The 21,309-nt window shown below is 55.3% G+C and carries 21 protein-coding genes and 1 other RNA gene; 9 read left to right on the top strand and 13 right to left on the bottom strand.

Annotated features, from left to right (window positions below; genetic code table 11):
• Positions 1-6: 6 nt before the first annotated feature.
• Complete coding sequence (locus tag UF64_RS09180; RefSeq protein ID WP_044828332.1) at positions 7-1,608, bottom strand: sigma-54 dependent transcriptional regulator; 1,602 nt, start codon at positions 1,606-1,608, stop codon at positions 7-9.
• A gap of 182 nt (positions 1,609-1,790) precedes the next feature.
• On the opposite strand from UF64_RS09180, the gene UF64_RS09175 reads away from it, so the two are divergent.
• On the top strand, positions 1,791-2,096 hold the full coding sequence (locus UF64_RS09175; RefSeq protein WP_044828331.1) for an STAS domain-containing protein: 306 nt from the start codon (positions 1,791-1,793) through the stop codon (positions 2,094-2,096).
• A gap of 3 nt (positions 2,097-2,099) precedes the next feature.
• Entirely contained in the window at positions 2,100-4,187 is a 2,088-nt protein-coding gene (locus UF64_RS19680; protein ID WP_052657532.1) for a SpoIIE family protein phosphatase, read from the top strand.
• On the opposite strand, the gene UF64_RS09165 is transcribed toward UF64_RS19680, so the two are convergent.
• From UF64_RS09165 to UF64_RS09150, 4 genes are all read right to left on the bottom strand, one after another.
• The gene (locus UF64_RS09165; RefSeq protein ID WP_044828330.1) at positions 4,175-4,786 is read right to left on the bottom strand and encodes a hypothetical protein; all 612 of its coding nucleotides are present in this window, start codon (positions 4,784-4,786) and stop codon (positions 4,175-4,177) included. The genes UF64_RS19680 and UF64_RS09165 overlap by 13 nt on opposite strands.
• A gap of 153 nt (positions 4,787-4,939) precedes the next feature.
• Positions 4,940-6,895: a bifunctional diguanylate cyclase/phosphodiesterase gene (locus UF64_RS09160; RefSeq protein ID WP_044828329.1), complete on the bottom strand. Its 1,956-nt coding sequence runs from the start codon at positions 6,893-6,895 to the stop codon at positions 4,940-4,942.
• 111 nt (positions 6,896-7,006) lie between these two features.
• Entirely contained in the window at positions 7,007-7,396 is a 390-nt protein-coding gene (locus UF64_RS09155) for a TfoX/Sxy family protein (RefSeq protein WP_044828328.1), read from the bottom strand.
• A complete protein-coding gene (locus UF64_RS09150) occupies positions 7,380-8,084 on the bottom strand; it encodes a YafY family protein (protein WP_044828327.1) in 705 nt (234 codons plus the stop codon). Before UF64_RS09150 ends, UF64_RS09155 begins: the two co-directional genes overlap by 17 nt.
• 124 nt (positions 8,085-8,208) lie before the next feature.
• Here UF64_RS09150 and UF64_RS09145 point away from each other — a divergent pair, with 124 nt between their 5' ends.
• Positions 8,209-8,646, top strand: a complete 438-nt coding sequence (locus UF64_RS09145) for a VOC family protein (protein WP_044828917.1) — start codon at positions 8,209-8,211, stop codon at positions 8,644-8,646.
• A gap of 67 nt (positions 8,647-8,713) precedes the next feature.
• On the opposite strand, the gene UF64_RS09140 is transcribed toward UF64_RS09145, so the two are convergent.
• Complete coding sequence (locus UF64_RS09140; protein ID WP_235285013.1) at positions 8,714-9,346, bottom strand: alpha/beta family hydrolase; 633 nt, start codon at positions 9,344-9,346, stop codon at positions 8,714-8,716.
• Between the two features lie 231 nt (positions 9,347-9,577).
• Between UF64_RS09140 and UF64_RS09135 the strand changes: the two genes are divergently transcribed.
• Positions 9,578-10,702, top strand: a complete 1,125-nt coding sequence (locus tag UF64_RS09135; protein ID WP_044828326.1) for an AbrB family transcriptional regulator — start codon at positions 9,578-9,580, stop codon at positions 10,700-10,702.
• Between the two features lie 11 nt (positions 10,703-10,713).
• On the opposite strand, the gene UF64_RS09130 is transcribed toward UF64_RS09135, so the two are convergent.
• The 5 genes from UF64_RS09130 to UF64_RS09115 all read right to left on the bottom strand — a co-directional run bounded on the left by UF64_RS09130 (position 10,714) and on the right by UF64_RS09115 (position 15,268).
• Positions 10,714-11,634: a DMT family transporter gene (locus tag UF64_RS09130; protein WP_044828325.1), complete on the bottom strand. Its 921-nt coding sequence runs from the start codon at positions 11,632-11,634 to the stop codon at positions 10,714-10,716.
• 152 nt (positions 11,635-11,786) lie between these two features.
• On the bottom strand, positions 11,787-13,403 hold the full coding sequence (locus tag UF64_RS09125; protein ID WP_044828324.1) for a fumarate hydratase: 1,617 nt from the start codon (positions 13,401-13,403) through the stop codon (positions 11,787-11,789).
• Positions 13,404-13,582: 179 nt separating this feature from the next.
• Positions 13,583-14,122 (bottom strand): SspB family protein, encoded by a 540-nt coding sequence (locus UF64_RS09120; RefSeq protein ID WP_052657530.1) that lies wholly within the window; start codon positions 14,120-14,122, stop codon positions 13,583-13,585.
• Between the two features lie 139 nt (positions 14,123-14,261).
• Positions 14,262-14,628, bottom strand: a transfer-messenger RNA (tmRNA) gene (ssrA, locus tag UF64_RS19915).
• A 79-nt stretch (positions 14,629-14,707) separates the two neighbouring features.
• On the bottom strand, positions 14,708-15,268 hold the full coding sequence (locus tag UF64_RS09115; protein WP_052657629.1) for a putative glycolipid-binding domain-containing protein: 561 nt from the start codon (positions 15,266-15,268) through the stop codon (positions 14,708-14,710).
• A 209-nt stretch (positions 15,269-15,477) separates the two neighbouring features.
• On the opposite strand from UF64_RS09115, the gene UF64_RS09110 reads away from it, so the two are divergent.
• The 4 genes from UF64_RS09110 (at position 15,478) to UF64_RS09095 (ending at position 18,177) form a co-directional block, all read left to right on the top strand.
• Entirely contained in the window at positions 15,478-16,272 is a 795-nt protein-coding gene (locus tag UF64_RS09110; protein ID WP_044828322.1) for a thymidylate synthase, read from the top strand.
• Positions 16,272-16,799, top strand: coding sequence for a dihydrofolate reductase (locus tag UF64_RS09105; RefSeq protein ID WP_044828321.1), 528 nt, complete (start codon positions 16,272-16,274; stop codon positions 16,797-16,799). The genes UF64_RS09110 and UF64_RS09105 overlap by 1 nt, the downstream gene beginning before the upstream one ends.
• Positions 16,800-16,910: 111 nt before the next feature.
• Positions 16,911-17,492 (top strand): TetR/AcrR family transcriptional regulator, encoded by a 582-nt coding sequence (locus tag UF64_RS09100; protein ID WP_044828320.1) that lies wholly within the window; start codon positions 16,911-16,913, stop codon positions 17,490-17,492.
• A 127-nt stretch (positions 17,493-17,619) separates the two neighbouring features.
• Entirely contained in the window at positions 17,620-18,177 is a 558-nt protein-coding gene (locus tag UF64_RS09095; RefSeq protein WP_044828319.1) for a peroxiredoxin-like family protein, read from the top strand.
• A gap of 92 nt (positions 18,178-18,269) precedes the next feature.
• On the opposite strand, the gene UF64_RS09090 is transcribed toward UF64_RS09095, so the two are convergent.
• A complete protein-coding gene (locus UF64_RS09090) occupies positions 18,270-18,908 on the bottom strand; it encodes a glutathione S-transferase family protein (RefSeq protein ID WP_044828318.1) in 639 nt (212 codons plus the stop codon).
• A 269-nt stretch (positions 18,909-19,177) separates the two neighbouring features.
• Between UF64_RS09090 and UF64_RS09085 the strand changes: the two genes are divergently transcribed.
• Positions 19,178-20,431 (top strand): DUF2235 domain-containing protein, encoded by a 1,254-nt coding sequence (locus UF64_RS09085; protein WP_044828317.1) that lies wholly within the window; start codon positions 19,178-19,180, stop codon positions 20,429-20,431.
• An 8-nt stretch (positions 20,432-20,439) separates the two neighbouring features.
• Here UF64_RS09085 and UF64_RS09080 read toward each other — a convergent pair whose 3' ends face one another.
• On the bottom strand, positions 20,440-21,219 hold the full coding sequence (locus UF64_RS09080; protein WP_044828316.1) for an SURF1 family protein: 780 nt from the start codon (positions 21,217-21,219) through the stop codon (positions 20,440-20,442).
• Positions 21,220-21,309: the final 90 nt, after the last annotated feature.

Genomic DNA, 21,309 nt, shown 5'->3' with positions numbered 1-21,309 from the left:
GACGACCTAATTACCGCTCTCTTCCCAGGATTGTTTTTTGCGATAAATGGTCGATGGGCTGACCCCAAGCGCATCGGCGGCACGCGGGATAGAACCGCCGCAGCGTTCAATCGCCTCCTCAATCGCCTGCTTCTCGACCTGCCAGAGTGGTTTGATCTCGCCAAATCCAAGTCCGCCAGAACGCGGCAAGGCCGATGGTGACAGTTGGGAACTGTCGTCCGAGCCCACACTGGCGCCAAGAAGATGGCTGTTGCGTTCGGAGTGATGGTTTTCGACCACCTTGCGCATCTGGCGCGCCCCGGCAAGGAACGCCAGTGCTTCGGGGTCGCCTTCCCACAGGCGACCGGGACCGCCCGCCTCGTTTGAAACAACCGGATGGGGTGGCGGGGCCTCGATCGTGCCCGATCCGAACTGATCGCCTTCTGAACCGCTATTGACCGGACGCGGCACCATCGAAAGCGTCACCTCGGTGCCGTTATTCAGGACAACGATGTTACGGATGATGTTTTGCAACTGGCGAATATTGCCCGGCCAAGAGTAGCGGGCAAACAGGGCGGAGACTTCGGGGCTAAAGCGTTCAAAGTCGCGGCCTTCTTCGCGCGTGAAGCGCTGAAGATAGAAATTGGCGATCTGTAGGATGTCATTGTCGCGATCACGAAGCGGCGGCATATGCAGCGGAATAACGTGCAGGCGATAATAAAGGTCTTCGCGGAACCGGCCTGAGCGGACTTCTTCAAGCGGATCACGGTTGGTCGCACAGACAAAGCGCACATCAACCTTTTCAATCGAACTGCCACCGACTTTCTGGAAGGACCCGGTCTGAATAAACCGCAGAAGCTTGGTCTGCAGATCAAGGTCCATTTCACAAATTTCATCAAGGAACAGCGTGCCGCCTGCTGCGCGGTGCGCCGCACCCTCACGGTCGGAAACCGCACCGGTAAACGCCCCTTTGACGTGACCGAAAATCTCGCTTTCCATCAGGTCTTTGGGAATGGCGCCGCAGTTCAACGGAATGAAGGGTTCCTTGGATCGTTCCGAGCGACGGTGGATCGCCTCGGCTGCGAGTTCCTTACCCGTACCGGATTCACCGGTGATAAAGACGGTCGCACGGCTGGGTGCCGCATTTTCAATGATGCGATAGATATCGCGCATATTTTCCGACCCGCCGATGATGTCAAAATACATCTCGTCGGTATCGGCAAGTTCCGGAACGGCATCGGGCGCATTCTGAAGTGCTGGCGCACCTTTGACGGCCTTTGCCACGGTGTCGCGCAATTTATCTGCAGTGAAGGGCTTCAGAAGGAAATCCCAAGCCCCTTCGCGCATTGCCTCGACCGCGACATTGATCGATCCATGTGCGGTGATGACAACGATTTTGCAGTCCGGTGCAATCTGTGAAGCAGCCCTGAGAACTTCGCGCCCGTCCATGTCAGGTAAAATAAGATCAAGAACAAGGACATCGGGCGGGTCATGGCGCAATCGTTCGATGGCGTTTGTGCCGCTAACCACATGATCAACAAGGTGACCATCCGCACGCAGGTAATCCTGATACACGCGCGCGAGCGACAGTGTATCTTCAACAATTACAATGCGTGCCTGCTCTGGCATTTTCTTGTTCGTATCCCGATATACCAATGTGGGTCAGCATACCGACAGTGTTGCTCTTCCCACAACTACTAACATGTATTGCAGTCACTACCCAAACCATACACAATCAGATTAACGTTAAGAAAAGCATAGTCTTGGCCGGGATTTCGTCCCGGATCACACGCTTTGAGGAGAGTCCGGACTTGAACTACAAGACAGAAATCGCAGATGGTACAACCACCGTCGAAGTGACCGGTCGCTTCACATTTGGGGATCATTCGAGTTTTCGCAAACTGATCGAGGAAGTCCGCGGTCACGATTCATCCACGCTTGTTCTCAACATTGCAGGCGTCGATTTCATTGATTCCGCCGGTCTTGGCATGTTGCTTCTGGCACGCGATGAAGGTGAAAAGACCAACACAACGGTCGTTCTGCGCGGTGCACAAGGGCAGGTCAAGCGCATGCTTGAAGTCGCCCGGTTTGATACGTTGTTCAAGCTGGAAGACTAACCAATGCCTGTCGGCAATGATCAACGCCCAAGACATCTGATTGCCGTCGCACAATCTGTCGCGCAAGAAGACATTGCCGACCTTATTGCCAGTGGCGCCATCTGGAAAAATCCCGAGGAGGTATCTTTCAGATACGCCCCGGGACAAACGCCCGAGGATTTTTCCAGCCAGCGGCGTTTTTCCGTCTGCATGATGCCCCAACAGATCGGGCGCGACTGGCTTGGCGCCCTGACCCGGCTTAACTGCGACACCTTTGTCGAATGCTTTCCGGAAATGGGCCTTGGCGATCTTGCCCCGCTCACGGGTCGAAAATCACTGCCAAAGCTTGATCTTCTGGTCTGTCTTTCGACACGCAGTGCCTATCACCTTCCAGTCGCGCGCAAATTCGTAACAAGCCTGCGCCATCGCGGACTGATCGGGGATGCAATCGCCCCGTCCGTCGAAATGGCCGTGCAAGAAGCCTTCGCCAATTCGCTGGTACACGGAAATCTTGAGCTTGATACTGGTGGGCATCTGTCCATGGACCGTTTCAAGGAGCTTGGCGACGAAACCGAACGCCGCCTTGCATCAAGCACCCATGGAACGCGTGCAATTATCCTGACCGCGCGCCGCAGAAAGAATGGCCAGGTCCTGATTACGATCAATGATCAGGGAACCGGCTTTACCCCACCAGACGAAAAGGCAACGCTCGACATCACGCGCAAGGACAGCACCTTTGGCCGTGGCCTGCCGCTGATCCGAAGCATCTGCCAGTCGGTCACATTCCAGCGCGGCGGGCGTACCATTGAACTGACATTTGATGACGAGCAAGGCGTACTTATTGCGCCAGAAGCCGCTTATATTGCGAACATCGAACATCGCCTGACCGCCTCCCGGGAAGCGGGGCTTCGCATTCCGCAGAATGCAAAAATTCTGATTGCTGACGACACCATGTTGTCGCGCGAGATCATTGCATCCTATTTGCGTGCGGACGGGTTCAGCAATCTGGTCTTTGCCAAGGATGGCGAAGATGCACTTGCCCAAGTCAAGGCACACAATCCCGACCTGATCATTCTTGATATCATCATGCCGAAGCTGGACGGCTATTCGGTTTGCAAGGCTTTGCGTGCTGATCCGACCTATGCGAAAACACCAATCATTGCCCAGACCGCACTGGAAGAAAACGAAGGCCGGACACGTATTTTCGATGACGGGGCGACCGACCTTATCCTTAAGCCGCTCAATAAGGCCGAACTGATCGCGCGCACCAAGATCCATCTTGAAAACCGGCTTCTTGTTCAGCAACTTCAGGCCTATCAGGAACGCACACAGTCGGAACTCGAACTTGCGCGCAACATGCAGGAAAACCTCAACCCGGCCGCAGAACATTATCGCGGTGTTGGCCACGATTACGGCATGCGGATCAGTGCGACCTTCCAGATGTCTTCCGAACTGGGTGGTGATATGTGGGGGCTGGTGCCGATCGATGCGCATCGACTGGGCGTTTATATCGTTGATTTCGCAGGTCACGGGTTGGGTGCGGCGTTAAACACGTTCCGCCTGCATTCCCTTATCTGGTCGGAACAGCTCCATGATCAAATGCCCGGTGAATATCTTGAGGTGCTTAACCGCCACCTGAAGGGACTTTTGCCGGTCGGGCAATATGCGACCATGCTGTATGGCATCGTTGATCGACAAAAGAATGTCTTTTCCTATGCCAGTGCAGCCTGCACAGCCCCACTTCTAGGCAACAGCATCACGGGTGATGCCCGATATCTTGATGGATCTGGTGTACCGCTTGGCGTTATTCGCGATGCCCGTTACGAAACCCGTGAAGTACCTTTCAACAAAGACAGCTTCCTGCTGCTTTACAGCGATGCGCTGATCGAAACCACGCTTGATGACGGCCAGTTCCTGAGCGAGGAACGCCTTCTTTCGATGTTACAGGATACGGTGCTTGAAGGTGGGGCGGATATTGATTTGGCAGCACAGATCGCCGATCAGTTCATGGACCGTGCACCGGCAAAGCTTGGCGATGATTTTACGATTGTCTCATTGCAATCGGCACAAATCCCGGCCGCCCTTTCGGGTCAACCCGATCAGGAAACGTAACGTCCCCGACCGACACTGGATTGCACAAGGTCGCCAAACGGCTCGACATCACCCCAGATCACCTGTCGATGATCTGAAACCATTTCCGGATGAACGGTTGCAGTTTGCTGTGGGCCGGCCTGGATCCGGCTTGCGATGACAGTTCGTACCAGATTGGCAAGGCCCTTGCGCGCGCCTGCGTGATCCGGCTCGGCGGCAAGGACGCTGCCCAACTGATCAAGGGCACGCATCTTGTCCCGGCATCCCAGAAGATCAGCGGCAAGAACCCGCAGTTCCCGGGCATCAGGACGCAGGCTGATCGCAATTTCAAGATGTTCAAGACCAAGATCGCGGCGACCGGACTGGATATAGACCCGTGTCAGGCCAAGATGGGTCGCCCCATCAAGATCATCAATCAGAAGCGCGCGACCAAAGGCATTAAGCGCGAGTTCCGAAAGACCAAGATCAAGCAGAACATGGCCCAGCACCCGAAGGCGGGCCGGTTGATCGGGAAGACTGTCAATCAGATCGCGCAGACGGGTACGGATTTCCGGGGCAAGATCAATCTCGCCGGTGATGGCCATTGCGGAATTTTGCAAAATCTCTGTCTGCGACGACATCGTGATGGGCCCCGTTCCCGCCTGAATTCGGGACTGGTGGCTGTGCAAAATCATCCAGATACCGTTCCCGCTTTGAACAGAGTAACGCCATCTGGTTGCGGGAATATTAACCGAGTCGCACCTTGGCGCATTTCATTTTGTGGCTATTTGGGATCAGGAGGGCTTTGTCCCCTCGCCCAGCGCATCAAGCTTCACTTCACGCTGCGGCATGGCAAAGAAATAGCCCTGCATCAACCGGCCGCCCAACGTGATCAGGGTGTCGCGCTGGCTTTCGTTTTCTATGCCTTCAAGTACGCAATCAATGCCAAGGTTCTGGCACATATCAATCACAGTCTTGACGATACGGCGGCTGCGCTCGTTGTGGGAAAGCGGGGCGACGAAACTGCGATCGACCTTGAGCACATCAAATTCAAGCTCGTGCACATATCTGAGGCTGGAATAACCAATCCCGAAATCATCAAGGGCAATGCGTGCACCATGTTCGCGCAAATAACGGATGCTGGTCCGTGCAGCTTCAAAATCGCGCAGGAATGCGGTTTCCGTTACCTCAAAGGTCAGGCGTCCGGGATCGATATTATGCGTTTTGATCTCGTCAATCAGCCACTCCACCGTGTCTGACAAAACGATATCGCGGGCTGATAAGTTAAACGACACCGGCAGCTTTTCCGGCCAATCCTGCATATCGACCATCAGCTTTTCAAACAACACCCGGGTCAGGAAACTGACCTGCCCGGTTTTTTCGGCAACCGGGAAAAACGTCCCCGGCGATACCTGCCCCATCAGGACACTGCCCCACCGTGCCAAGGCCTCAAGCGAGCTGACCTCACCTGATTGAATGTCAAAAATCGGTTGATAATGCAGACTAAGTTCAGATGACAAATCCGCCTTGCGAAGCGCCTGTTCAATCTGGGAATCATGACGGATCAGGGTTTCATGGTGTGCCGCAAACAAAACCGCCTCGCCGCGGGCGTTTTTCTTGGCGTGATAAAGCGCAAAGTCCGCACGCTCGAACAAGCCATTCGGGCTGCGTGCCACCGCAGGATAGGTCGCAAAACCAAGTGATGCGGACACCTGTACCGTCACACCATTCAACATGAACGGACGATTAAGGTCATCACACAGCTTCTTGCCCAGCGCCATCAGCTTAAGCGCATCGTCATAGCCCTTAAGCAACAAGCCGAACTCATCCCCGCCCAAGCGCGCCAGAAGTGTATCGGGACCAACGATCTTGCGAAGCCGCTTGCCGGCCTGCTCCAGCAATTCATCACCTGACGGATGACCATGCACGTCATTAACCGGCTTGAACCCGTCCAGATCGATCATCGCAACGGCGAATGTCTCTTTTTCCTTGGCGGCGTTCACCGTGTCTTCCAGAACCGCAAAGAAAGCACGTCGGTTGGATAGTCCGGTCAGCGGGTCGACAAGTGCCAGCGCCTCGTTCTGGCGCGACAGTTCGATCATTGCTTTGTGTTGAACTTCAAGGTCATTCTGGGTTTCGATCAGGCCGGAGAAATTGGCATAGAAGCTTCGGATGATCTGAATGATCATCACCGAAACCAGCGCCATATTCACCGCAATCGCAACATAGACCTCGTTCCCGCTTGATCCGAAAAAGACAACGAAAGTGCCCAGCACAATCGCCACCACAAGCATGGCCGCAGGCGGGAAGTTCACCAGACAGAAAATACAGCCGACAACCGTGATCGAGATGAAATAGGCAACATGGCCGCGCTGAAAGGCATCGCCATAGCCAAACATCGTGATCGCCCAAGCGGTAAACAGCACCGCGATCATCACGGCCAGAACCCGGATCCGCTTGAGATGCCTTATGCAGGCCTCGACATTATCGACATCAACCTTTGCACGGTCCCAAGCAATGGCTCGAAAAATGCAAATCGCGCCAAGGACAATCACCGAATGGATCGTCATCCAGTCCGGGGCGGAGCCATAATGGGTGTAGGCAAGCGCGACCGCATTGGCCAGAAGCAGCATGTAAAGAACGGGGATCTGACGCGACAGCGCACTGACCTGCGCGCGAACCAGTTCCGGCTTGTCTGTGCGAATTTTAAGCGTATCGGCAAAACCTTGCCAGAAACTACCGGCTGCCACGTGTCAGAGACCTAATGCGTTCTTTATCCTTCAAAAATACTACACAGAAAATGTGCGCGGGAACATCCCTGATTGTGCAGGGCACATAGAGATCGACCGAACGCGTAAAACCTATGGCGTTTCGCCATCAGGGGTCTTTTTTCTTTTGGCTTTCTTCGACTTGTTTTTCGCTGCTTGCGCCCGATGCGCCGCCCCAAGCGCCATATGGGCAAATTCAAGCAGCTGATCCTCGTCATCAAGCCAATCACCGGGTACTTCGAAGTAAGACAGCGTCATCGGCCGCCCCGACGGCACGGCAAACGGCGACATCCCCATCGCATCAAAGCGATCCTTGGTCTCTGCATCGCCCTTCAGATACAGGACATCATCATAAATGATCGCAAAGAACATCCCGTCGCAATAAAGCCCGAAGCCGCCAAACATCCGCCGTGATCGGATCACGCCCAACGGGCCGAGCAGTTCGGCAACCATCAGAACAAATTCGTTATCGACCGATGCCATTGAGTATCTCGCCCTCGACACCTTCAGAGATCAGATAATCACGAAGCGAACGTCCCGGAACCGGTCTGAAGCGTGAAGTGGATATATCCATCGCGGCAATCCGGTCGGCGCGAAAAACGCGAAAGGCTTCGCGCAACTCGCACCAGCAGGCCAGAAGCCACGTGCTACCAAAAAACAACATGCCCAGCGGCCAGACCCGGCGGCGGGTATTGGCACCCTTGGCATCGGTGTAATCGATATCGATCAGAAACCGTTCGCGAATGGCCCGTCTGAGGTCGGGCATCGAAATGGCAATCGGTTCCTGCGCGATTTCGGCCACCGCAATCGGAACACCGCCAACAAGGCCGCGGATTTTCTCGGGCAGGACCGCCTCTATCTTGGTCAGGGCATCACCCGCCGCACGCGCCATTTGCGGGTCGGTCCAGCTTTGAACCATGCGCGCGGCAACGACAAGTGCCTCGATCTCGTCGGCATCAAACATCAATGGCGGCAGGTCATAGCCATCACGCAGGATATATCCAACACCCGCCTCCCCCTCGACCGGGACACCCGATGCGGCAAGGTCGCGAATATCGCGGTAAATGGTGCGTTCGGAAACTTCAAGTTCCTCAGCCAGGTCACATGCGCGGCACAATTTCCGGCGGCGCAAGATTTGCACAAGGCGAAATAGTCGGTCGGCCCGTCTCATGATCACTCCTTCGTCATCTTGCCCCGAAAATTATCATACCGCTCCTGACAGGCTCCTGTCAGGAGGGATGTGCAACCATAGAGAAATCGGGACAGGAATTACCCCCAACGTCAGGAGCATGACGATGAAAGTGACCAACGCCTTTCAGATTATCATCACTGAAAAATTCACCCAAAGCCGCGCCTTCTATAAGAAGCTTGGCTTTACCCCCATCTTTGACGGTGACTGGTACTGCCAGCTTGTCTGGTCGACCGCACCATCGGTTCAGCTTGGCCTGATGAAACCTGGCCACGAAACCCAACCGCCCATCTTCCAGTCCGCCACCATCGGCGAGGGTACCGTTCTGACACTCGAAGTCGAAGAAGCCCGAGACGCAGCCGATGAATTAAGCAAAGCCGGGTTCGAATTCGCCGTCGATCTGCGTGATGAACCATGGGGGCAGCGCCACTTTGCCCTGCTTGACCCCAATGGCGTGCGTATCGATATCGCAAGCCCAACCGCCGAGCTTTCCCCCGAATTTGCCCAGCAGTTCAAGGAAACCGGCCAAGGCGTCATGGCCTGATCCCCCCTCGCGCCCCAAAGCCCCACGCACCTTAAATCAACGGCCCGTCACGATGCGGGCCGTTTTTTTATGCAAGCGTCTTTGCAAACAGTGAAATCGCCGCCGCCGCATCCGCAATGTCCTGGCTTTGGGTTCGCCCGGAGCTTTTACGCGGCTTGAAGTCATGCTCGCCGTCTTCAACCCAATGCAGCGTGATGCGATCCGATAACTCATACCCCGCAATCTCGTCAGGTTTACCAAACGGATCACGCGTGCCATGGCAAATCAGGCTTGGCGTTTTAAGGGACTTGAGATGGTCCGTGCGCAGGTTTTCAGGCTTGCCGGGCGGATGGAACGGATAGCCAAGGCAGACAAGCCCGGCAACACCCAGATCATCTGCAACCATGCTGGCGATCCGCCCGCCCATGGACTTGCCCCCGATGATCAACTTTTCGGGCCCGCCAAGTTGACGAACCACCTCGCCATAATACTCGATCAATACCGGTGCACGGTCCGGGCCGCGCTTTTTACCATCGATCCTGCGTTTGGCCATATAGGGAAATTCAAACCGTGCAACGCGCAGGCCCGCCTTGGCCAATTCACCCACCATCTCATTCATGAACGGGCTGTCCATTGCCGCCCCGGCCCCATGGGCCAGAACGATGGTGTGATCGGCCTTGTCATCGCCATCAAACTGGAAGGTGATTGGATCGGTGCTCACAACAGGGTCCCTTTTGACTGCCGGATGTTTCCATCCGTCATACAGAACCTGCCGGGCCAGTCCAAGTTCGATATGCCCTTAATTACTTGGAACCATGCAAATACTCGCATCCAGCGCGCGACGCGGCTATACTGGCATCCCCCACCATGGCGCGCCCCAAACGTGCCAAACGAATATCCAGTCGCGCCACCCGCGATCAGATGCCTGACATTCACGACAAAGGCCCCAATCGTGTCCTCAGAACAAGACCCGTTACCAACAAATCCGCCCAAAGAACGGCTTGGCCGTCTTCCAAAACCGGTTCAGTGGTTGTTGCTGATTTCGGTTTCGCTGGTGTTTTCCGTACTCCTGCATCACTGGCAGGTTCCGGCGTCCCTTCTGGTCGGGCCGATGATCATTGGCATCCTGATGGGAACGAATGGTGCGACGATTGCCGCCCCCAAGCCACTTTATCTTGGCGCGCAGGCGGTACTCGGCGTGATGATTGGCGGGTCGATGACCGTTGGCATCCTGACATCCTTTGCCACCGACTGGCCGATGATCCTTGGCATTACCGGCGTCACCCTTCTTGCCAGCAGTTTTCTGGGCTGGGTCCTGTGCATCAAACAGGTCCTGCCGGGCACTGCAGGCATCTGGGGATCAACACCGGGGGCTGCGTCCGCCATGGTGATCATGGCCGATGCCTTTGGCGCCGATGCCAGGCTTGTCGCCTTCATGCAATATGTCCGCGTGGTGATCGTGGTCGGTGTGGCATCAAGTGTCGCCAATTTCTGGGTCGATCCAGAAATGCTGGCTGCCATGGGGCCGCATGACTGGTTCCCGGCCTTTGACGGGTGGGGTTTTGCCATCACGCTTGGGCTGGCGGTGGTCTGTTGTTATGTCGGGCAGATATCGCGTCTGCCATCCGGGCCACTTTTGGTGCCGATCATTGTCACCATGATCCTGCATGTCAGCGGGGTTTTGGATGTGGTGTTGCCGGAATGGTTTCTGGGGCTGACCTACGCCATGATCGGCTGGGTGATCGGGTTGAAATTCACCCCGCCGGTTCTGCGCCATGCCGCACATGCGCTGCCCAAAATCTTGCTCTCGATCTTTGTTCTGATCGGGTTCTGTGCTGGAATTTCAGCGCTGCTGGTGGTGTTTATGGGTGTCGATCCACTTACCGCCTATCTAGCAACCAGCCCCGGCGGACTTGATTCGGTGGCGATTATCGCCGCCAGCACGAATGTCGATCTGTCCTTCATCCTTGTGTTACAGGCGACACGCTTTTTCATGGTGCTGGCCTTTGGGCCACCGCTTGCAAGGATGGTCGCCCGGCGCACCGCCCATTTGACGGGACAGAACGCCGGGCAATAGGAAGTTTCGGCTTAGACCCGAATGCGGCGAAATACACCTGATGCGGTCATCACGCCAAGGATCACCAGAACCACGGCCAAAACCAGCGCAAGATTGCCCGGCTCCGACAGCAGCATCACTCCGCCAAGCGCGGTCAGGGCCGGTGTCATCGCGCCAAAGGCAGATGCACCGGTCGATCCGATATGACGCACGGCAAGGCCATAGGTAATCACGGCAACGCAGCCCGCAAGCAACCCTTGGGCGGTGAGCAGCATCATGATGTCGCCCACCGGGGCATCGCCAATCGTGGTGCCGGTAAACAGTGCAATGATTGCCATCGCGACAAACGACCAGAACCCGACAAAGGATGCGGCTTCAAGCGCACCAAGACCGCTTTGACGCATTGCATGGGTGTAACACGCCCACATGAAGGCCCCGGCCGATACAAGGCCGTAACCCATCAACATGTCATCACTGATCACACCAGCCGGTTTAAGGGCCACCAGCGAAGCCACGCCAATCACAACGGCAGCATAGCCGATCATGCGGACCTTGCCCGGACGTTCCCCAAACAGAAGAATCGCAATCAGAACCGCCCAAACCGCCATAACACCGGGCAGAAGAATGCCAACATGGCTTGCCGGGACGAACTGCAGGGCACTTGCAACCATCAGGGTATAGAACGCGCCGGACCCGACGATCATCAAAAGGCCGTTGGCCAATGAAAGGCCCTTGGGCCAGATGCCTTTTCTGATCCAGATCGGGGCAAGCAGGACAAAAGGCACAACAAAACGCATCAGGCCAATATCAACAGCGGTAAAGCTTGATGTCATGGCATAGCGGGTGGCAATCAGCCAACCGGCCCAGATGCAAACCGTCGCAAGGGCAGCGGTCACACCAACCAGTCGGCTTTCCGTCGCACCGGTGGCAGAGAGCGCGGAAGTTTCAGACATAACAGGGGATCCAGTAAGGGGTTGATTTTGACCAAATCAGACCATTTCTTGCGCAGCGCAGCAAGTCCTTTGACCTGAGGTCAGCTATGCGCAACAAAAAACGGCGCAAGGTTGCCCCTGCGCCGTTTCGGTTTAATGGTTTTGATTTCTGATCAGATGCCGAATTCGGCGAAGAAATCATTGCCCTTGTCATCAATGACGATGAAGGCCGGGAAGTCTTCGACTTCGATCTTCCAGACGGCTTCCATGCCAAGTTCCGGATATTCGTGAACTTCGACCTTCTTGATGCAATCCTGCGCCAGACGGGCTGCCGGACCACCGATGGAGCCAAGATAGAAACCGCCATATTTCTGGCAGGCATCCTTGACCGCCTTGGAACGGTTACCCTTGGCCAGCATGACAAACGAACCGCCTGCTGCCTGGAACTGTTCGACATAGGCATCCATACGACCAGCCGTGGTCGGGCCGAACGAGCCGGACGGCATGCCTTCGGGCGTTTTGGCCGGGCCGGCATAATAAACCGGATGGTTTTTCAGGTATTCCGGCATCTCTTCGCCGGCATCAAGGCGTTCCTTGATCTTGGCATGCGCGATGTCACGCGCCACGATCACGGTGCCGGTCAGCGACAGGCGGGTCTTGACCGGGTATTGCGACAGCTGCTTGCGGATTTCATCCATCGGACGGTTGAGGTCAACCTTGACCACTTCGTCATCAAGATGCTCGTCTGTGACATGCGGAAGGTATTTCGCCGGATCATGTTCGAGATCCTCGATGAAGATACCGTCCTTGTTGATCTTGCCGAGAATCTGACGGTCGGCAGAGCACGACACCCCCAGACCAACCGGACAGCTTGCACCGTGACGCGGCAGACGGATCACACGCACATCGTGGCAGAAATACTTGCCACCGAACTGCGCGCCGATGCCCATTTCACGGGTCATCTCAAGGATCTTTTGTTCCCATTCAAGATCGCGATAGGCCTGACCATGATCACCACCTTCGGTCGGAAGGTTATCGTAATAACGGGCTGATGCCATTTTCACAGTCTTGAGGCACGCTTCTGCCGACGTACCACCAATGACAACCGCCAGATGGTAGGGCGGGCATGCCGAGGTGCCGAGCGTGCGGATTTTCTCGTCGAGAAACTTGCGCAGGCTTTCCGGGTTCAAAAGCGCCTTGGTCTGCTGGAACAGGAAGGTCTTGTTGGCCGACCCGCCGCCCTTGGCCATGAACATGAACTTGTATTCATCGCCCTTGGTCGCATAAAGATCAATCTGTGCCGGAAGGTTCGAGCCGGTGTTCTTTTCTTCGAACATGTTTTTCGGCGAGACCTGCGAGAAGCGCAGATTGTGCTTCTGATAGGCCTGCCAGACGCCCTTGGACAGGGCTTCTTCATCGGAACCATCGGTGATGACCTTGCCACCACGTTTGCCCATGATGATCGCAGTCCCCGTATCCTGACACATTGGCAAAACGCCGCCCGATGCGATAGATGCGTTTTTCAAAAGATCCATCGCCACGAACTTGTCGTTGGCGGTCGCTTCTTCGTCATCAAGGATTTTGCGCAGCTGTTCGAGATGCCCCGGACGCAGCAAATGCGAGCAATCAAAGAAAGCCTGAAGGGTCAGCTTTTCGATCGCTTCGGGTTCGACTTTCAAATAGGTCTCGCCATTGACGTCAACGGTCGAAACACCCTCGTCCCCGATCTTGCGGTAAGGGGTCGTGTCCTTACCCTGATCAAACATGGGTTTATAGACAAAATCACTCATGGGAAGGTTCTCGTCTCTCTCAAAAACAAGGTGGGTTTGTTCTTTATGTGGCTGGTTTTAGCGCCAATTGTACCAAATTGCCACGATACATTAGCGTAATACGCCTTGCCCCGGACGCGGGAAACATTAACGGGTTCGGGCAAAGAAAAAGGGCGGATTAAACCCGCCCTTTAAACAACTTATTTCTTTCGGAACGCATCAAGTGCGATGACCTCGCCGGTTTCATTGGCATCCGGCTTGGGCTTTTTGCGCGCCTTGGACGGTTCGGCGACCAGCGTCGGTGCGCCCTCTTCGTCTTCGGTCAGATCGGCATCAAGATCGTCATCTTCATCATAGTCGAAATCTTCGTCATCCATTTCTTCTTCGACGCTGAAGGTCAGCATGAAGTTGGCAGACGGATCGACAAAGGCCAGCATTGCATCAAACGGCACGACAACCGTGGTCGGCATGCCATCAAAGCTCATACCCACCGAGAAGTGATCATCTTCGGATTTCAGATCCCAGAACCGATGCTGCAGGACAACAGTGATGTTGTCGGGATGCGCCTTGCGCTGACTTTCAGGCAGGGCCACACCGGGATGGTTGGTCTGGAAGGTGATGTAATAGTGATGCTCTCCGAAAAGGCCCTCTTCGGCAACGCGCGCGAGGATGTCTTTCACCACACCGCGCAGCGCCTGGTCGACCATAAGATCGTAACGGAATTCTTCCGGTTCTTGCATCAGTAATCCTGTGTCTGGCGAAACCACCGGGGATCTCCGGCGCGTTCCGTCATTGTCATATGGCATCTTAGCGCACCAATTACATCTTGGCGCGTTTGATAATGACTCTATTCATAACGAAGCGTGAAAGAAATACAAGAGTGGGGCGTTCTGTTGCTAGGTGCCCCGTCCCCCACCAAATTACCGCTCCCGGCAACCGGAATTTCGCTTTGGTGCTAGTACCGCTTAGGCGGCAGCAGCAACCGGAGCATTGTTGTCGTTTGCATTTACAAACATTGGCCCGATGCGGTGGTACCATGCCGAGCGCCCACATTGACTTTTACTGCTCACGTCGATCCTATTTCGGCCCCACGAAGATTGTCTGAGTCGGACAACCGATAAATTTGGTGGAGCCGCCGGGTACCGCCCCCGGGTCCGTAAAGCCTATTCTGTCACGCAGTTTAGCGCCGTAGTCGGGTTACCCCGACAGCCCCTATATAGGTCAAATGCCCCCCGTTTCACAAGGGGAATCGGGAAATCTTTTTTGGATTTTCGATGGAACATTTCGCAATCAGGGCAAGCGACCATCACCCGTCTTGCGGGAAATCACGCGCGACGGAAGGTGTCCGGGTAGTCGATGACAAGACCAATGTCATCGATCTCAAGCTCCGCCGAGAAATTGCGAAACAGCCCTTCATAGCGATAGCGGTGATCAGGCATCAAACAGGTGTAACGCTGTGGCGCGCTACGTGGCAGGAAATCGTCCTCGATCTGGCTTGGCAACGGAACATAAGCCGCTGAAATCTCGCGCGCCTCGCCCTCAGCCAGTTTCAATCGCTTGATCGGAAGCATGTTTGTCGCAGGCGTGATGCCGATATCAACATCAAGGCACCCAGCCAAAGACGGCAGGTCGCGCTTTGCGATGCAATCAAACCAGCTTCCCTTGCCGTCTGACGTCACATGCATTTCTGCACCGCCGACATAGCTTACCTTGACCTCGCGGGTGGCGAGCGCGGCATCCGTCACCACAAGATAAGACCCGCCATAGTGGCCGTGACGCGTCCCGACCACGACTCCTTCAAGCTCTATCCCGTCCGGACCAGACTGACAGAAACAGTATTCAAGGCCATTTCCATTCCAATCGACCCACTGAACAGTCTTTTGCAAAACCAACACTCCCATGTGGCAAATGCACCCAAATCCCTGAAAGCTGACTATACCCAACATTCACGATTTTGCCTGACCTGTCCTGACAGGATGTGTCAGTAGAGGCTGCGTAATAATGGGCATGACAAAGATCGGATGGCGTCGCTTGCCCGTGCCCGTCGACCTGACTATGCTGCGACAAAAGCGATTCCAAAAATGCAAGGAACAGCATGCAGCAATATCTCGATCTGATGCGTCTGGTGCGTGACACCGGCACGCGCAAGGAAGACCGGACCGGCACCGGGACTGTCTCGATCTTTGGTCACCAGATGCGTTTTGACCTTTCCGAAGGCTTCCCGCTGGTCACCACCAAAAAGCTGCATCTGAAATCGATCATTCACGAATTGCTGTGGTTCCTTGACGGCGACACCAACGTCAAATATCTGCAGGATAATGGCGTACGCATCTGGAACGAATGGGCCGATGAAAACGGCGACCTTGGCCCGGTTTATGGTGGCCAGTGGCGCTCCTGGCGCGGGGCGAATGGCGAAACCATTGACCAGATCACCGGCCTGATTGACCAGATCAAAAACAATCCCGATTCCCGCCGCCTGATCGTTTCGGCCTGGAACGTTGCCGATGTGCCCAACATGGCACTTCCGCCATGCCACTGCCTGTTCCAGTTCTATGTTGCCGATGGCAAGCTGTCCTGTCAGCTTTATCAGCGCAGTGCCGATATCTTCCTTGGCGTGCCGTTCAACATTGCATCCTATGCGCTGCTGACCATGATGATCGCGCAGGTTTGTGATCTGGGTGTGGGTGATTTTGTCCATACCCTTGGGGACGCACATCTTTACACCAACCATCTTGATCAGGTCGAAGAGCAGCTTGCGCGTGATACCCGCCCGCTTCCGACCATGAAGATCAACCCGGCGGTCAAATCGATCTTTGATTTCAAGTATGATGATTTCGAACTGACCGGCTATGACCCGCATCCGCATATTGCCGGCAAGGTTGCTGTTTGATGGCAGATCCCAGGATTGAACGGGTTGCCGTTGTTGCCGCCGCCGCAAACGGCGCGATTGGCAAGGATGGCTGGATGCCGTGGGAATTGCCCGAAGACCTGAAACGGTTTAAGGCACTCACCCTTGGCAAGCCGATGATTATCGGGCGCGTAACGTTCGAGGCCATCGGGCGTCCGCTTCCCAAACGCACATCGATTGTTGTCACCCGCGACACCGACTGGTCGTACGCGCATGAAAATGTCCGGGTTTGCCATACCATGGAAGACGCCATCGCCCTGGCCGATGAAATTGCCGCAAGGGATGGCATCAATGAAGTCATCATTGGCGGCGGCGCACAGATTTATCATCTCGCCCTCCCCTACACGACGCGTTATGAACTGACCGAAGTCCATGCCGAGATCGAAGGCGATACCTTTCTTGATCCCCTGCCCGCCAATCAGTGGTGTGAAACAGCACGCCAAAAGGTCGATAACCCTGATGGGCCGGATTACAGCTTTGTCACGCTCGATCGGATCGTAAAATCCTGATTTGTCAGTGGGCTATAAGCTGCTGGTTGATTTTCCGTTTCAGACGGCCCATCTTGTTCTGAATTATAGAACACTCGTTCCAGAGTTTGGAACTGATCAAAGGATCTGCTGATGCCGCGGCCACGTGCGTTTGACGAAGAAAGCGTTCTTGATAACGCCATGAACATTTTCTGGAGCAAGGGGTTTGAAGCGACCTCTATTCAGGATCTGGTTGATGAAACCGGCCTGAACCGCGCCAGCATGTATGCAAGCTTCGGCGACAAGAAGGCGCTGTTCCTGCGTGTCCTTGATCATTACAGCCAGAAAATCAGTGCGCAGCGTTTTGCCGATCTGCGCAATATCGAAGACGGCCGCGCGGCAATTGAAAAGACGTTCCGCGACACGGCCAAAACCGGCTGCGCCGAAGGCCGCCACAAAGGTTGCCTGATGGTCAATTCCGGTATGGAACTGGCCCCGCACGACCCGGAAACGGCGGCCATCGCCCATCAGGCTTTCCGCCGGGCCGAGGATACCTTTGCCGCCGCCCTTAAACACGCCATGGATCAGGGCACGATTTCCAAAACCAAGAATGTCCGGGCGCTCGCACGTTTCCTGACCGGATCATTCCAGGGGGTTCAATTGATGTCGCGCCGTGGTGCGGATCAGGAAACCCTGCAGGATTACACCGACACCATTCTGGCCGCACTCGACTAGACTTCCCCGAACCTGTTTCTCGTTTCACGCATCACAGTTCGGTGATGCCTGATCTTTGTTGTTGATTTATGGAATGATCATTCCATAATAGGTGCAACAAAACACAGCCCAAGTCATGAGGAACGAAATGTCTGCAATTACCCCGCTTATGCCGCGCCAGAAGGTGCCATCGCTTTCCGTCCCGCTTGTTGGCGGCGGCACATGGTCGCTTGCCGATCAGAAACCGGAAAACTTCACCATGGTTGTTTTCTATCGCGGCCTGCATTGCCCGATCTGCGGCAAATACCTCAAGGATCTGGATACCAAGCTTGAAGACTTCGCCAAGCGCGGCGTCAATGTTGTCGTGGTGTCGTCCGACGGTGAAGACCGCGCGACCGAGGCCAAGTCGAAATGGGGCCTCGAGAATGTCGACCTTGGTTATGGCCTGTCACTTGAGAACGCGCGTGAGTGGGGACTTTATATCTCGACCTCGAACGGTGTAACCTCAAGCGGTTATGAAGAGCCGGCCATCTTTTCTGAGCCCGGTCTGTTTCTGGTGCGCCCGGATGGCACGCTTTATTTCGGCACGGTTCAGACCATGCCATTTGCCCGTCCGGCCTTTGACCAGATCCTTGGCGCCCTTGATTTCGTCATTGCCAAAAACTATCCGGCACGCGGCGAAGTGATTGATCATACCAATCCCTAAGCGCGCCTTTTAAAGCCGATAAAATGCCAAAGGGCCGGTTCCAAAGCGCAGGAACCGGCCCTTTTATTCTTCATACCATTACAGCCGCCGGGTTAACCCGCCATCGCAGCGGCAAAATGCGGCGCATCGAGTTCCTGCGCGCGCTGATAGGCCGGGCGGGCATCGATCCGGGCGATATAGGCCTCGAACTCCGGATATTTCGGCAGAATGCCAAACATGCAGCCAAACCGGATCGTCGAGCCAAACACCACATCAACCGTAGTGAAGTTTTCCCCCATCAACCACGGGTCCGCCTTGCCCACAAAATCGACCAGGATCGGCACCAGCGTCTCCCAATCGCGATAGGAATTCTGGCTGCTGTCTTCTGCCGTGTACTGACGCACCCGGTCGATCATGGCCGGTTCGATGGTGGACGGCGAAAAGAACAACCAGCGCAGATATTCGCCACGTTTCGGATCATCGAGTTTTGGTGCCAATCCGGCCTCGGGATACAAATCCGCCAGATAGCAGCAAATGGCGGCCGCCTCGGTCACGACCGTGTCGCCATGCACGATGGTCGGCACCTTGCCAAGCGGATTAAGTGCAAGGAATTCTGGCGTTTGCCCTTCCCCACCGCGAATGTCGAGAAGTTTGACATCAAACGGAATGCCCAGTTCTTGCAGCATCCAATGGACAGTACCGCTGCGTGACGGGATCGCGTGATAAAAGGTCAAATTCCGATCTGATGACATTAAAAGTGCTCCTGCGTTTGCGCGTGTCATTATGTGCGTTATCAGCGGCAATTTCCCCTTGTTTCCCAATAATGTAAATCGCACCACACGCAGGTTCCTGACAGCTGTATGGCAGGAGGATGTCAGGCGCCCGATAATGGTGACCGCATACGCGCAGCCTTTCATTATATGCAATAGCCCTTAATAAAATCGCCTCTGAGTTGTATAATGCCACCCAAAGCGACCTTAAAAAGATCGCAGGGCATCACATCACAAACAGGGGACTTCACATGACCAAGCGCAGACTGATCGTGTTTTTCGACGGCACCTGGCAGGAACCGGCCAACACGCCCCAACCCACCAATGTCGTCAAACTTCTGCGTGCTGTCCCCAGCAGTGCCGGGGATATCTCGCAGATCGTGTTTTATGATCGCGGGGTTGGTACCGGCGATTTGTTCGACAAGGTCCGTGGCGGTGCGTTTGGCAATGGGTTGCTCGAAAACGTCGTTAATGGCTATCGCTTCCTTGGCAACAACTATCAGCCCGGCGACGAGATCTTCATTTTCGGCTTTTCACGCGGCGCCTTTACCGCGCGCAGTCTGGCCGGGTTGATCGGCCTGTGTGGTATTTTAAAACCGCCCTATCTTGGCCATCCGCTTCAGGATGATATCGCAAAAATTGCCAGCTCCAATTTATCGACAGAGGCAAAACGCACCAAGATTTCGACCCTTGATATCGAAGCCCATCAGGACGTGCCGATTGAATGCGTTGGCGTCTGGGATACGGTCGGATCGCTTGGCATTCCGGGCGACCTTGGGCGGCGCCTGATCCCGGCCAAGTATCATTTTCATGATGTCCAGCTTGGCGCCAACGTCCGAGTTGCCCTACATGCCATGGCGATTGATGAGAAACGCAGTGCCTTCTCGCCAACGCTGTGGGTCAATAAAAAGGGCAGTAAATTGCCAAAAGATCAGATCGTCGAGCAGGTCTGGTTCCCCGGCGTTCATAGCAATGTCGGCGGCTCTTATGATGAATGCGGGCTTTCGGATATCACGCTTGATTGGATGATCAAGCGGGTCAAGAAACACACCAAACTCAAGATCGATGAGACGGATCTGAAAACCAAGCTGGCCCCGTCCGCCGACGGGCGCGGTTATGAAAGCCGCACGGCCCTTTATGTGGACTCCCGCCTGTATCCTTATCAGCGCCTGATCGAGCAAATCGCGCCCGCGACAAAGACCTTCTGGGATAAGCTGCGCCTTAAATGCCCGGACTATGATCGCCGCAACATCATCCCCGCGGGGCTCGAGACGATCAATGAAGCCATCCATGTCAGCGCACTGGAACGCTGGAACATCAGCACGGGCGTCTTGCATGACAACTCAACCGAAGGATCGCTTGAGCGTGTGCTTTATCGCCCCCCCAATCTGAATGCTGTGCTCCATGCCCACCATGCGGGCAAATACACACCCAGCATCATCAATTGGACCGGGGCCACCATGCGCAAGGACATTCCCTGGCCCGATCAATCAACGCTGGAATAAAGGCCAGATCAATCGTCGTTGTTTGACGGCTTGCGCGGGCGCAGAACAATCCACGCCGCCACAAGTGTCAGCAACGCCATACCAAACCATGTCAGGGCATAGGACATGTGGTTATTGGGGAACCGAATTTTGGTCAGGCCACCGAGTGGCAATTTGGCCGGGTTTTCCGCCCCGTCCCCATCAATGAAGTATGGTGCGACGTTTGAGGCATCAAGGCCCCGCTTGGTGGCCATCGCATGCACATCACGTGAATACCAGCGTTCCTCGGATGGGACGTTATCACGCATGAAGGTGCCAACCGGTTCGTTGATGCGAAGCAGGCCGGTTACGGTAACTTCACCCTCGACCATGCCCTCCGCCCTCGTATTGGGATGGCGTTTTTCGGTGGGAACGAAACCGCGATTGATCATGACGATGGTGCCGTCATTCCGCATCAACGGCGTCAGGACCCAATAGCCCGCACCGTAATCGGTCGCGGTATAGACCTGACTTTCAAGATCGTTGCGATAGGTACCCGTCACACTGACCTTGCGGTATTCATCGCGCGCCCGGCTGACATTTTCCCAGTCATCGCGTTTGGGGGCCGCTACCGCATCACCATGAACGCGTGCATCCACCCGTTCGATCAGATCAAGCTTCCACGCCCGACGTTCAACCTGCCAGTAGCCAAGGGCGCAAAACCCGGAAAACAGGATGGCCGCCAAAAACACGACAACAATCCTTGTTGTCATGGACGGGCCCTTTTTCGGGGCATCAGTTGCGGGGCTGGAAAGCTGGTCGTCAGACATGCCGGGTTCTTTCAAATGGCAGTAAGCGGATGTTTAAACAAAAAGGGCGCGATCCCCATACAGGTATCGCGCCCCCTTTAAATATCAAGC

It is taken from the genome of Thalassospira sp. HJ, from assembly GCF_000948415.1.
In the GTDB taxonomy this organism is placed as follows: domain Bacteria; phylum Pseudomonadota; class Alphaproteobacteria; order Rhodospirillales; family Thalassospiraceae; genus Thalassospira.
Note: the sequence above shows the minus strand (reverse complement) of the source record. Positions and strands in the feature narration are given on the sequence as shown.